This window comes from Streptomyces sp. CLV115, from assembly GCF_038448545.1.
GTDB classification, from domain to species: domain Bacteria; phylum Actinomycetota; class Actinomycetes; order Streptomycetales; family Streptomycetaceae; genus Streptomyces; species Streptomyces sanglieri.
The window spans coordinates 62,368-75,072 of record NZ_JBCEWQ010000010.1 but is presented as its reverse complement, the minus strand read 5'-3'; the positions used below and the strand labels follow the sequence as shown (position 1 = coordinate 75,072).

General features: G+C 71.6%; 8 protein-coding genes. All 8 read left to right on the top strand.

What is annotated here, in order from left to right; all coding sequences use genetic code 11:
• The first annotated feature begins 38 nt into the window (after positions 1-38).
• Positions 39-1,244: an isochorismate synthase DhbC gene (gene dhbC, locus AADR41_RS06185; protein ID WP_342280342.1), complete on the top strand. Its 1,206-nt coding sequence runs from the start codon at positions 39-41 to the stop codon at positions 1,242-1,244.
• Positions 1,241-2,881, top strand: a complete 1,641-nt coding sequence (locus tag AADR41_RS06180; protein ID WP_342280341.1) for a (2,3-dihydroxybenzoyl)adenylate synthase — start codon at positions 1,241-1,243, stop codon at positions 2,879-2,881. Before dhbC ends, AADR41_RS06180 begins: the two co-directional genes overlap by 4 nt.
• A gap of 39 nt (positions 2,882-2,920) precedes the next feature.
• Entirely contained in the window at positions 2,921-3,601 is a 681-nt protein-coding gene (locus tag AADR41_RS06175) for an isochorismatase family protein (protein WP_342280340.1), read from the top strand.
• Between the two features lie 37 nt (positions 3,602-3,638).
• Positions 3,639-5,714 (top strand): DUF4139 domain-containing protein, encoded by a 2,076-nt coding sequence (locus AADR41_RS06170; RefSeq protein WP_342280339.1) that lies wholly within the window; start codon positions 3,639-3,641, stop codon positions 5,712-5,714.
• Between the two features lie 8 nt (positions 5,715-5,722).
• The gene (locus AADR41_RS06165) at positions 5,723-7,282 is read left to right on the top strand and encodes a mucoidy inhibitor MuiA family protein (protein ID WP_342280338.1); all 1,560 of its coding nucleotides are present in this window, start codon (positions 5,723-5,725) and stop codon (positions 7,280-7,282) included.
• A 213-nt stretch (positions 7,283-7,495) separates the two neighbouring features.
• Positions 7,496-9,172: an aspartate-alanine antiporter gene (aspT, locus tag AADR41_RS06160; protein ID WP_342280337.1), complete on the top strand. Its 1,677-nt coding sequence runs from the start codon at positions 7,496-7,498 to the stop codon at positions 9,170-9,172.
• A 21-nt stretch (positions 9,173-9,193) separates the two neighbouring features.
• Positions 9,194-10,897: an aspartate-alanine antiporter gene (gene aspT, locus AADR41_RS06155; protein ID WP_342280336.1), complete on the top strand. Its 1,704-nt coding sequence runs from the start codon at positions 9,194-9,196 to the stop codon at positions 10,895-10,897.
• Between the two features lie 37 nt (positions 10,898-10,934).
• A complete protein-coding gene (locus AADR41_RS06150) occupies positions 10,935-12,584 on the top strand; it encodes a bifunctional aspartate transaminase/aspartate 4-decarboxylase (RefSeq protein ID WP_342280335.1) in 1,650 nt (549 codons plus the stop codon).
• The last annotated feature ends 121 nt before the right edge of the window (positions 12,585-12,705 follow it).

Sequence of the window (12,705 nt, the reverse complement as noted above, 5' to 3'; positions counted from 1 at the left end):
CGACCCCCACCGGCAGAACCTTCCAGAATGGAGTCACCGTGTCGACGGCTTCCCAGGTCGCCACGCACCTGCCCCCGGCCGATCCGGCCCACCCGGCCGTAGGCGCCGCCACCTCGCTCCTGGACTCCTACGCTCCGGGCGACCACTTCCTCGCCACCCCCGGCCGCACCCTGCTGGCCCGCGGTGCCGCACGCCAAGTGCCGCACGACGCGAGACCGTTGGACGAACGGGTGAACGCCACGCTGGCCGAGGCCGGCGCGGCCGGGCAGAAAGCGCCCGTGGTCATCGGCGCCATACCGTTCGACCACGAGGCACCCGCCGCCCTGAGCGTGCCGGCGGCACTGCGCGTCGCTCCCCCGCTCGCCTCCGATCCGCTGATCGCGCTGCCCGCCGCGGTGACCGGCTCGGCCCACTGGCACATACGCCCGGTACCCGAACCCGAGCTCTACGGAGCGGGTGTCGCCGCGGCCGTGGAACGCATGTGGCGCGGGGAGTTCAGCAAGGTGGTGCTCGCCCGGACCCTCGAACTCACCTCCGCCGCCCCGCTGGACCTGCCCGGGATGCTCCAGCGCCTGGCCCGCCGCGACCCCGCCGGCCACACCTTCGCCCTGCCCACCGGGCCCGGCCGCACCCTCATCGGCGCCAGCCCGGAACTGCTGGTCTCCCGGCGGGGAGAGCGGGTGGTCGCCAATCCGCTCGCCGGGTCCACCCCGCGCAGCACCGACCTCGCCGAGGACGTCCGCCGCGCCGCCGCGCTGCTGGAGTCCGCGAAGGACCTGCACGAGCACGCGGTCGTCGTGGACGCCGTCCACCAGGCCCTGGCCCCGCACTGCACGGAGCTGACCGTCCCCACCGGGCCGACCCTGATCCGCACCGCCACCATGTGGCACCTGTCCACCACGGTCACCGGCACCCTCACCTCTCCCGACGTCTCGGCCCTGGCCCTCGCCTGCGCCCTGCATCCCACCCCCGCCGTGTGCGGCACCCCCACCACGACGGCCCGCCGGGTCATCGCGGAGACCGAGCCCTTCGACCGCGGCTACTTCACCGGGATGGTGGGCTGGGGCGACGCCCGGGGCGACGGCGAGTGGGTCGTCACGATCCGCTGCGCCGAGGCCGAGGAACGCACACTGCGCCTCTACGCGGGCGCCGGCATCGTGGCGGCCTCCGTGCCCGAGGCGGAGACCGCCGAGACGGCCGCCAAGTTCCGCACCTTCCTCGGCGCCGTGGGGGCCGAGCTGTGAGCCCGCACGACGACGCACCCACCTGGCCGTCCGACTTCGCCGAGCGGTACCGGGCCGCGGGCTGGTGGCGCGGCGAGACGTTCGGCGCCATGCTCCGCGAACGCGCCGAGGCGCACCCGGACCGGATCGCCGTGGTCGACCCCGTCGCGGAAATCCGGTGGAGCTACGCGGAGCTGGACCGGCGCGCCGACCGGCTGGCGGCCGGCCTCCTCGCCCGGAACATCACCAAGGGCGACCGGGTGGTGGTGCAACTGCCCAATGTCGCGGAGTTCTTCGAGGTCGTCTTCGCACTGTTCCGGATCGGCGCCCTGCCCGTCTTCGCCCTGCCGGCCCACCGCGAGACGGAGATCTCGTACTTCTGCGAGTTCACCGAGGCGGTCGCGTACGTCACAGCCGCGGAACACGACGGCTACGACTACCGCGAACTGGCGGCGCGCACCCGGGCCGGTGCCCCCGCGCTGCGCCATGTGTTCGTCGCCCGCGGCGAGCCGGGCGAGTTCGAGGCACTGTCCGACGTGCCGGAGGATCCGGTCGGATACGGTGCTCCGAGCCCGGACGACCTGGCGTTCCTCCAGCTGTCCGGCGGCAGCACCGGCGTACCGAAACTCATTCCGCGCACCCACGACGACTACATCTACTCGCTCCGCGGCTCCAACGAGATCTGCGGCGTCGACGACAACAGCGTCTACCTCTGCGCACTGCCCGCGGCCCACAACTTCCCGCTGTCCTCCCCCGGTTCACTCGGCACGCTCTACGCAGGCGGCCGCGTGGTGCTGTGCCCGCAGCCCTCCCCCGAGGTGGCCTTCCCGCTGATCGAGCGGGAGCGGGTCACCCTCACCGGACTGGTCCCCCCGCTGGCCCTGCTGTGGACCCAGGCGGCCACGGCCACCGCGCACGACCTCAGCAGCCTGGACGTTCTGCTGGTCGGTGGCGCCAAGTTCAGCGAGGAGGCGGCCCGGCGGGTCCGGCCGGCGCTCGGCTGCACCCTGCAGCAGGTCTTCGGCATGGCCGAGGGCCTGGTCAACTACACCCGGCTGGACGACCCGGTCGAGGTGATCGTCACCACCCAGGGGCGGCCCATCTCGCCGGACGACGAGATCCTGGTCGTCGACGACGAGGACCAGGAGGTCGCGCCGGGCGGGACGGGCCACCTGCTGACCCGCGGCCCTTACACGATCCGCGGCTACTGGCGGGCGCCGGAACACAACGCCCGTTCGTTCACCGAGGACGGTTTCTACCGCACGGGCGACGTCGTCCGGGTCACCCCGAGCGGCCACATCGTCGTCGAGGGCCGTGCCAAGGACCAGATCAACCGGGGCGGCGAGAAGATCGCCGCCGAGGAGGTGGAGAACCACATCCTCGCCCACCCCTTCGTCCACGACGCCAACGTGGTGGCCGAGCCCGACCCGTACCTGGGCGAACGCACCTGCGCGTACGTGATCCTGCGCCCGGGCGCGGGTCCGCTGAAGCCGGTGGACATCAAACGGTTCGTCCGGGAACGGGATCTGGCCGCGTACAAGGTGCCGGACCGCGTCGAGTTCGTGGACGCGTTCCCGCAGACCGGCGTCGGAAAGATCTCCAAGAAGGCCCTGCGGACCGCCGCGGCCCGCGGCACGTCCGCTTCCACACCGGCCTGACCAGCCGGACTCTCCTCCCCCGAACGGAATCCCCGCACCATGGCACTGCCCGCCATCGCCCCGTACCCCATGCCGACCACCGCCGAGCTGCCCGCCAACCGGGTCGGCTGGACCGTCGACCCGTCCCGCGCGGTGCTCCTCGTCCACGATCTGCAGAACTACTTCCTGTCGGCCTACGACCGCTCCTCCGCTCCGATTCCCGAACTGCTGTCGAACGTCGCGGAGTTGAAGAAGGCTGCGGCCCGACTCGGCATGCCGGTGCTCTACACCGCGCAGCCGGGCGGCCAGAGCCCGGACGAGCGCGGGCTGCAACAGGACTTCTGGGGCCCGGGCCTGCCGGCCGACCCGCACGCCGCCGCCGTCGCGGAAGCCGTCGCGCCCGACGAGGGCGACGCGGTGCTCACCAAGTGGAAGTACAGCGGCTTCGTCCGCACCGACCTCCTGGAACGTCTCCGCGAACAGGGCCGCGACCAGATCGTCGTCACCGGTGTCTACGCCCACATCGGCGTCCTGATGACCGCGTGCGACGCCTGGATGCAGGACATCCAGGCCTTCGTGGTGGCCGACGCGGTGGCCGACTTCTCGGCCGAGGACCATGCGATGGCCCTGCGCTGGGCGGCGGGCAGATGTGCCGTGGTCACGAGCACCCGGGCCGTGCTCGAAGGGGACCGTTCGCCGTCCGCCCGATGTGACGCGGACGCGCGGACCCGCCGGGCGTAAGCTGCGCACAGCATGGACGCGGCGGGGGGCGGAGCACATGACGGATGAGCCGGCACGGCGGTGGGGATCGACCCTCGATTCGGTCGTGGTGTACGCGCAGGGCGCGGTCTGCACGCGCCTGGCCCGGGGCAGTGTGCCGCCCGGCGGCCGGGTCCGGGTGACGGGGCTGCCCCGTTCGCTGGACCCGGGCTCGCTGCGGGCCCGGGTACTCGGAGCCCCGGGGGTACGCGTCACCGAGGCCCGGGTCGAGGTCGAGGCCGAGCCGGCCGGCAACGGTGCGCCCGACGAGCTGCGGCGCGAGGCGGAGCGGCTGAGCGACGAGCACGCGGCCGCGCAGGGACGGCGGGACCGGCAGCTGGGCCTGATCGAGGAGATCAGGGCCCTGCAGCCCGTACCGCCTGCCCGCAAGCGCGACGACCCGCACCGCCGCACCCCGGTCGACGCCTGGCTGGAACTCGCCGACTTCGTCGACGAGCGGCTGACGGGGCTGCACAGGCGTCTCGGCGAGCTGGAGGAGGCGCTGCGCACCGTCGAGCACGAGCTGGACGGCGTCGCCGACAGGCTCGCCCGCGCCTCCACCGACGCGCCGTCGGCGCACGTGGAGACCACGGTCTGCGCGGTACTGACCCTCGACGGCACCGGCGACACGGAAGCGGAGCTGGAACTGGAGCTGGAGTACGGGGTTCCGGGCGCCGTCTGGGTGCCGGCCTACCGGCTCACACACCGTCAGGGTGACGGCAGCGGGCGGCTGGTGCTGCGCGCCTCGGTCGCCCAGCGGACCGGCGAGGACTGGACCGGCGTACACATCGCCCTGGCCACCGCCGATCTCCGGCGCCGCACCGATCTGCCGAGGCTGCGCTCGATCCGGATCGGGCGCAGCCACCCGGCCCCCGCGCCCTCCGGCTGGCGCGAGCCTCCGGCCGGGCTCGTCGATCTGTTCTCCGGGTTCGACTCGGCGGGCCCCGGCCCGGCCCCGGCCGCCGCGCCCGCGACTCCCGGGGGCGGCTACGTCGTCGCGGTTGCCGCAGCCGAGCCCGCTCTGCCACCGCCGCCTCCCCCGCCACCGCCGGCACCGTCGACGCCGCAGAGCTACGGCGCACCGCCGGGCACGCTCCCGGCGCCCGCAGGCGCTTCCCCGCAGGCCTTCGGCGGCGGGATGCCCGCCCCCGCACCACAGGGCTGGGCCCAACCGGCCACCAGGCGGCGCGCCGGCGGCCCCTTCGCGGGTGCGCCCGGCGCCATGGTGCCCCCGCCCCCTGCGGCACCCGCGGCCGGTCCGCCGCAGCCGAGCGGCGCCGAGCTCGACTACGCCGGCCTCGTCCTGTGCGGCCCCGAGGAGACGGGCGGTCGCAGGGGCCGGCTGTTCCCCGGCTCGCCCTTCGACCCGGTGGCGGCCGAGTACCGCCGCCGCGCCGAAGCGGTGGCGGCGCTGCCGTTGCCCGGACGGGCCGTGCGCCCCCGGGAGTCGGCGGGCTCCTTCGACCACCGCTTCGATGCCGCCGCCCGCGCCGACATCCCGTCGGACGGCACCTGGCACACCGTCACCGTCGGCGAGATCCCGGTCGGTCTGCGTACCGAGTACCTGTGCGTGCCGTCCGTCGATCAGACCGTGTACGCGACGCTGGTGCTCTCCAACTCCACCGACCAGGCACTGCTCGCCGGTCCGGTGGAGGTCACCGTCGACGACGACTTCCTGCTGACCACCGCACTGCCCACGCTCGCCCCCGGCGGTGTCCGCCGGGTGGGGCTCGGGGCGGCCGAGGGCATCCGGGTCACCCGCCGTACGAGCCTGAACGAGTCGACGTCCGGCCTGCGCAACAACACCACCGTGCTCGATCACCGCGTCCACGTGGAACTGGCCAACCGGCTCGCGCGGCCCGTCACGGTGGAGGTCCGCGAGCGGGTTCCGGTCACCGCCGATCCGGACGTCCGGATCGAGGAACGGGCCGACTGGACCGCACCCGACGAAGGCACCGGCCCCGACCGGCACACACCGGGCACCCGCGTCTGGCGACTGGACCTGACCGCGGGCGCAACCGCCGCCCTCGACGGCGGCTACGAGATCCGCATCCCGACCGGCAAGGCCCTGGTCGGCGGCAACCGCAGGAGCTGACACCCACCATGTCCACGGCCCAGCAGCCGATCGCTCTCCCCGTCACCGCCGTCACCTGCCTGGAGGACCGCGCCCACGTCGAACGCTCCGCCGTGCTCGACCTGGAGGCCGGGGTCCAGCGGCTGCGTCTCGGGCCGGTCAGCGCGCTGGCCGTCGACCGGACCCTCCATGCCGAACTGGCCGCCGATCACCACGCGACCGTGCTCGACGTACGGATCGTCCGCAGCTGGACACCCCGCGCGCCGCTGCCCACCGAGGACGACTCCGCCCTGCGCCACCGCATACACGGCCTCGAAGGGGAGCGGCTGTCCCTGGGCCGGCGACGCGACCGGCTGAAGGCCCGCCTCGATCTGCTCGGCCGCCTCGCCGCCGATGTGCTGCGGGAGATCGGCGAGGGCGCCGGTCACGGCGAGACCGAACGGCATCGCTGGGCCCGCGAGCTGGACCGGGTGGACGAGGAGCGCGACACCTGCAGCGAGCAACTCCGTGCCTCGGACGCCCGGTTGACCGAGATCGCGGTCGAACTCGGGGAGGCCGAGCGGGCCGTGCAGCTCGCCGAGGAGGAGCCCGCGGAGCTGGTCGGCCATGTCGAACTGACCGTGGAGACCGCGGCGGCCGGGCCGGTCGGGCTGCGCCTGAGCCACCTCACCCCGTGTGCGCTGTGGCGGCCGGCCTACCGGGCCGTGCTCGACGGGGACTCGCTGACCCTGGAGACCGACGCGATGGTCTGGCAGCGCACCGGCGAGGACTGGTCGGACGTACGGCTGACCCTGTCCACGGCCCGCTCGGCCCTGGCCACCGATCCGCCTCGGCTGGGCGAGGACCGGCTGACACTCAAGGACCGCTCCGCGGCGGAGCGCCGCACGGTCGACGTCGAACTGCGCGAGGAGGACGTCGCGGACCTCGGCCCGGCGCCCGTGCTCGGGCTGCCCGGGGTGGACGACGGCGGCGAGACACGCGTACTGCGATCCCCCGCACCGGTGTCGGTGCCCGGTGACGGCCGCGCCCACCGAGTGCCGCTCTCCGCGTTCACCACGGCCGCGCGCAGCGAGTACGCCTGCTCACCGGAGTTGTCCCCGCTGGTCACCCAGGCGGTGCGGTTCGACAACCGGTCCGGTCACGCACTGCTCGCCGGGCCCGTCGACCTGGTCCGCGGCAGCGGGTTCAGCGGCCGCGGCACACTGGACTTCACCGCCCCCGGCGCCCCCGCCGAACTGGCCTTCGGCAGCTGCGACGACTATCGGGTGGTCCGGCAGTCCGAGGAGTCCCGCGACTCCACCGGAATCACCCAGCGGACCGTGGTGAACCGCACGGTCCGGCTGCACCTGTCGCGGTTCTCCGCCCCCGGCGAACACGACGAGCGGGTGGTCGTCCTGCGGGAACGGATCCCGGTCTCCGAGGTCTCGGCGGTGGAGATCCGGCTGCACGAGAAATCCTGCTCCCCGGCCCCGGACACGGTCGACGCCGAGGGCATCGCCCGCTGGGACATCCCCCTCCCACCCGGTGGTCACCGCACGGTCACCCTGGCCTACACGCTGTCGGCGAGCGCCAAGGTCACCGGACTCTGAGACCGGCAACCGGGGCGACGGCCCCACGGTGCACGGGGCCCCGCCGCCGGAACACCTTCCCGTACGGCAGCGGTCCCGCACGGCCGCACCTCAACTGCGCCCGATTCCACGCCGGATGACCAGAGCCGCCGGCGTCGCGTGGCGGCACCACGAACCGTCACCTATTGTCCAGCCATGCCCCATATCTCCTTGTACGAGATTCACTGAGCGGCCGTGGGAGTCCTCAAGGACCACCCCGAGCTCGTCCTGTTCGCGAGCCTCGCACTCGGCCATCTCCTCGGGAAGCTGCGTGTCGGGCCGCTGACGCTGGGCGGCATCTGCGGAACGCTCATCGTGTCCCTGCTCCTCGGCGCCTGGACCAAGGCGCAGGTCTCCGACGACGTGAAGACCGTGTTCTTCGCGCTGTTCATCTTCGCGCTCGGCTACATGGCCGGGCCTCAGTTCTTCCGCAACCTCAACAGGAAAAGTCTGCGCTTCTTCGCGCTGTGCGGGATCGAACTGGTCTGCGCCCTCGGCATCGCCTTCGGCCTCGCCAAGTGGTTCGGCCTCGACGTCGGCACCGCCTCGGGCATCCTGGCCGGTGCCGCCACCGAATCAGCCGTCGTCGGTACGGCCACCGAGTCCATCGGCAAACTGAGCGGTCTGACCGCCCAGCAGGTGTCCGAGTACCAGGGCAACGTCGCCACCGCGTACACGGTCTGCTACCTCTTCGGCCTGATCACGATCGTCCTCTACACGAGCCAGATCATGCCGATGATGCTGCGCATCAACCTGCGTGACGCCGCCCGGGAGCTGTGGGAGCGCACCCGCAGCAGCGGCGCCCTGGGCCCGGACGAGCGCCCCGCCCTGCCGACCATGGTGGGCCGTACGTATCTGGTGACCACCGCCGACGGCCGTACCGTGGGGAACCTGGAGTCCGCCCTCGACGAGCGGATCACCATCGAGTCCGTCAAGCGCGGCAGCAAGGTCCTCACGCCCTCCCCCGATCTCCGGCTCACCCTCTCCGACCTGGTCCTCGTGGTCGGCCGGCGCGCCCAAACCATCGAGGCGGGGCGGCTCATCGGCCCCGAGACACCGGGCGTCCCCGGTCTCGACTCACCTCTCGCGACCGAGCAGGTGTCGATCACCCGCAAGTCGAACGACGGCAAGACGATCGACCGGATCCAGCGCGAGAATCCCGAGTTCCTCTCGGCCGGCGTGTACGTCACCGAGGTCACGCGCACCGGCCAGGAACTGCCCGCGAACGGTGACACGGTCGTGCACCGCGGTGATGTGCTGACCCTGGTGGGTGCCCGCTCGGGCCTCAGCAGACTGGTCGCGAAGCTCGGCTCCGTGGTCAAGAACGACGCCACCGACTTCATCTACCTCGGGCTCGGCATCGCGGCCGGTTCGCTGCTCGGGCAGGTCGTGGTGAAGTTCGGCGACGTACCGCTGTCCCTCGGCACCGGCGGCGGCTGTCTCGTCTCGGGGCTGCTCTTCGGCTGGTTCCGTTCGCGCAGCCAGACCTTCGGGGCGTTCCCGCCGCAGGCCGCCGCCACCATCAAGGACATGGGGCTCGCGGTCTTCATCGCCTGCACCGGTCTGGTGTCCGGACCGCAGGCCTGGCCACTGCTCAAGGAGTACGGGGCGCTGCTGCCGTTCGCCGGGATCGCCATGGTGCTGATCCCCGCGACGATCTCGCTCGTCGTCGGCCTCAAACTCCTCCGTATCGAGAAGCCGCTCCTCATCGGCGCCATCGCCGGCCAGCAGTGCTCGACACCCGCGATCACCGCCGTCACCCAGGTGGCGCAGTCGTCGGTGCCGATGCTCGGCTACACCATCACCTACGCCCTCTCGAACTTCCTGCTCCCTCTGACCGGCCCGGTGCTCGTCGGCGTCCTCGGTTCCTGACAGATCGGAGAGACCCGGGAAATGATCGATTTCCTGAATCGCAACATCTTCCAGCCCCATCCCGAGCTGCTGGTCTTCCTCACCGTGGCGATCGGCTTCCTCTTCGGGAAGCTGCGCTACCGGGCCGTCGCACTGGGCGCCGTCACCGGCTGCCTGGTGGCGGGGCTGCTGCTCGGTGCCCAGTTCGAGGTCACCGTCGACGGGACGGTGAAGAATCTGTTCTTCACGATGTTCCTGTTCGCGCTCGGCTACAAGGTGGGCCCGCAGTTCTTCCGCGGCCTGAGGAAGGACGGCCTGCCGCAGGTCGTCAACGCCGTCGTCGTCTGCGTCACCGGCCTGCTGGTCTGCTGGGGCTTCGCCGCCCTGCTCGGTTACGGCCCCGGCCTGAGCGCCGGTCTGCTCGGCGGCGCCCTCACCCAGTCCGCGGTGATCGGTGTCGCACAGGACGCCATCGGCAATCTGCCGGGGCTCTCCTCCGGGCAGGCCAGGACCGAGGAGAACCTCGTCGCGATCGGCTACGCGGTGACGTATCCGCTCGGCACGATCCTGTGCGCGATGCTCCTGGCGAACGTACTGCCGAAGCTCTACCGCAAGGACCTCGCCGCCGAATCGGCCGCGCTCGCGAAGGAGCTGGACGCCCCCGAGGACGACCCCGACCTGAACGACGGCTACTACGAGGTGGTGCTGCGGGCGTACACGATCCGGCGACCCGACATCGTCGGCCGCACCATCGACGACTTCGAGCAGCAACAGCAGGAGCTCGGCCACCGCATCTACATCACGCGGGTGCGCCGGGACGGCGCGATCCTCGACCACACCCAGCAGACCGTGCTGCGCGAGAGGGACGTGGTGGCGCTCAGCGCGCTGCGCGGCTCGCTCGTCGACTTCGACGCCCGTACCCACCTCGGCGCGGAGACCGACGACGTCGAACTGCTCGGCTACCGGACCGAGACACTGCACGTGGTCGCCGCCGACAAGAAGCAACTGGGCAAGTCGGTGGCCGAGTTGCGCAAGGAGCCGTTCATGGCGGGGGTCTACGTCGACAGGATCTACCGGTCCGGGGCGGAGTTCCCGTACCGCCTGTCGACGAAGGTCGAGCGCGGCGACACGCTGGTCCTCACCGGGCCGAAGCGGCTCGTGGACCCGGCGGGCCGGGCGATCGGCAAGCCGGTCCCGACGTCCTTCGCCACCGACATGGTCTGGGTCGGTCTCGGCATCTTCCTCGGCGGCTGCATCGGCATCCCCGCACTGACCGCGGGCGGCGTCCCGATCTCGCTGTCCACCTCCGGAGGCGCGCTCGTCATGGGCCTCGTCTTCGGCTGGATCCGCGGCAAGTACCCCACGTACGGCAATGTGCCGCCCGGTGCCCAGTGGTTCATGGACACGCTCGGCCTGTGCCTCTTCGTCGCGGTCGTCGGCATCAACGCCGGCCCCGGCTTCACCTCCGGTCTCTCCACGGCGGGCTGGGGGCTGCTGGTCTTCGGCGCGGTGGCCACGGTGGTGCCCCTGATCGTGGGATTCCTCGTCGGTCACCACATCCAGAGGATCCGCTTCCCGATCCTGATGGGCGTCCTCGCGGGCGGCCAGACCACCACGGCCGCGATCGGCGCGATCAACGAGTCGTCCCGGTCCCAGGTCCCCACGCTCGGCTACACGATCCCGTACGCCGTCGGAAACGTACTGCTGACCATCTGGGGCGCCGTGATCGTCCTCCTCCACCACTGAGCGCCCCGCACGGACACAAGGACATGAGGAAAACACCATGCACAACACGAACCTGAGCCGCGAGCAGATCCAGCAGTACGCCCGGCTCTCCCCCTTCGAGCTGAAGAACGTCTTCGTCGAACTCGCCCAGGAGGCGCAGGCCGACAGGCCCGGCCAGAAGGACAGGTCGAGCGTCCAGATGCTCAACGCGGGCCGCGGCAACCCGAACTGGGTCGCCACCGGGCCCCGCGAGGCGTTCTACGCACTCGGCCACTTCGCCCTCACCGAGTCCCGCCGGGTGTGGACGGCCGACAACCTCGGCGGCATGCCGGAGCTGGTGGGTTCCGGCGACCGTTTCGACGCCTTCGTACGGCAGCAGCCGGGCCTCCCCGGCATCGAACTCCTCCAGAAATGCGTCGAGTCGGCGGTGGCGCGCTTCGGATTCGACAAGGACGCCTTCGTCCACGAACTGGCCGACAGCTCGGTCGGGGACAACTATCCGGTGCCGGACCGCATCCTGCACCACACCCAGGAGATCGTCCGCGGCTACATCGCGGACGAGCTGTTCGCCGAGGAGCCGCCGGCCGGGGAATTCTCGTACTTCGCGACCGAGGGCGGCACCGCCGCGATGTGCTACATCTTCGACTCGCTCATGAAGAACGGGATCCTGCACAAGGGCGACAGGATCGCGCTGATGGTCCCCGTGTTCACCCCGTACATCGAGATCCCCGAGCTGGACACGTACGAGTTCGACGTGACGTACGTGGAGGCCAACATGTTCGCCGAGGCGGGCGTGCGGGAGTGGCGCTACCCGGCCGAGGAGATCGACAAGCTCGCGGACCCGGACATCAAGCTGGTCTGCCTGGTCAACCCCTCCAACCCGCCCTCCCTGGCGCTCAGTCGGCGGGTCACGGACCAGATCAAGGACATCGTCGCGACGAAGAACCCGGACCTGCTCATCGTCACGGACGACGTGTACGGCACGTTCGTGGAAGGCTTCCGGTCCCTGGCCGCCGACCTGCCCCGCAACACCCTCCTCGTCTACTCGTACTCGAAGCACTACGGCTGCACGGGCTGGCGACTCGGCGTCATCGGACTGCACGACGACAATGTCGTCGACGAACGGATCGCCGCCCTGCCGCAGGCGGACAAGGACGTCCTGAGCAGGCGGTACGGAACGCTGAGCCTGGAACCGGAGAAGATCAGGTTCATCGACCGGCTGGTCGCCGACTCCCGCCAGGTCGCGCTCAACCACACGGCGGGCCTCTCGCTCCCGCAGCAGGTCATGCTCGGCCTGTTCTCCCTCTTCGGCATGCTCGACGAGGGCCGGGCCTACAAGCAGCGGATCCGCGCCATCGTGCAGCAGCGCCTCCAACTCCTGCTGGAGGGCGCCCAGATGAAGATCGCCAACGATCCGCACCGCGCCGGCTACTACGTCGAACTGGACCTCATGGCACAGGCCCGACTCGAACACGGCGAGTCGTTCGCAGCCTTCCTGGACAAGAACTACGAGCCGATCGACCCACTGTTCCGCCTCGCCCGGCAGACAGGCGTGGTGCTGCTCAACGGGGGCGGCTTCGACGGCCCCCAGTGGTCGGTCCGCGTCTCTCTCGCCAACCTGGACGACCTGGACTACCTGAAGATCGGGCATCACCTGCGGGAGATCTTCAACAACTACGCGCAGGAGTGGCGGGCGTCGGAGTCCTGACCCACGTCGATGCCCCGGGGGGGCGGGCCCGCCGCGCCCCCGCCCTCCACCTCGGCTGCGAGAACCACGGTCCGGCTGCCGCAGGACGGTGACGGACAGCCGCCGATGGACAGCCGCGGTG

Bases quoted from the DNA above. Each gene is read 5' to 3' on its own strand.
- AADR41_RS06175 (WP_342280340.1), top strand. From the start codon at position 2,921: ATGGCACTGCCCGCCATCGCCCCGTACCCCATGCCGACCACCGCCGAG.
- AADR41_RS06170 (WP_342280339.1), top strand. From the start codon at position 3,639: ATGACGGATGAGCCGGCACGGCGGTGGGGATCGACCCTCGATTCGGTC.
- AADR41_RS06165 (WP_342280338.1), top strand. From the start codon at position 5,723: ATGTCCACGGCCCAGCAGCCGATCGCTCTCCCCGTCACCGCCGTCACC.
- aspT (WP_342280336.1), top strand. From the start codon at position 9,194: ATGATCGATTTCCTGAATCGCAACATCTTCCAGCCCCATCCCGAGCTG.
- AADR41_RS06150 (WP_342280335.1), top strand. From the start codon at position 10,935: ATGCACAACACGAACCTGAGCCGCGAGCAGATCCAGCAGTACGCCCGG.